This is a genomic window from uncultured Aquimarina sp. (assembly GCF_947500065.1).
GTDB lineage: Bacteria > Bacteroidota > Bacteroidia > Flavobacteriales > Flavobacteriaceae > Aquimarina.
In genome coordinates, this window is record NZ_CANMQT010000044.1 from 1 (window position 1) to 521 (window position 521).

Consider the following 521-nt stretch of genomic DNA (forward strand, 5'->3'; position numbering starts at 1 on the left):
CCTTGCGCTCCAGTGATTCCTTGTATTCCCTGCGCTCCAGTGATTCCTTGTATTCCCTGTGCTCCAGTTACCCCTTGCGCTCCAGTGATTCCTTGTGTTCCCTGTGCTCCGGTTACTCCTTGTGCTCCAGTTATTCCTTGCGCTCCAGTGATTCCTTGTATTCCCTGTGCTCCAGTTACCCCTTGCGCTCCAGTGATTCCTTGTATTCCCTGAGCTCCAGTTACACCTTGCGCTCCAGTGATTCCTTGTGTTCCCTGTGCTCCGGTGATTCCTTGTATTCCTTGTGCTCCAGTGATACCTTGTATTCCTTGCGCTCCAGTAACTCCTTGGATACCTTGTGCTCCAGTGATACCTTGTATTCCTTGTGCTCCAGTGATACCTTGAATTCCTTGTGCTCCGGTAACTCCTTGTATTCCCTGTGCTCCGGTGATACCTTGTATTCCCTGTGCTCCAGTTACACCTTGGATACCTTGCGCTCCAGTGATACCTTGTATTCCCTGTGCTCCAGTGATACCTTGTAT

1 pseudogene is annotated in these 521 nt (G+C 50.5%); it reads right to left on the minus strand.

The annotated features are described in order from the left end of the window. Positions 1 to 521 (minus strand): annotated as a pseudogene (locus tag Q0975_RS28365) (hypothetical protein); the annotation flags it as partial.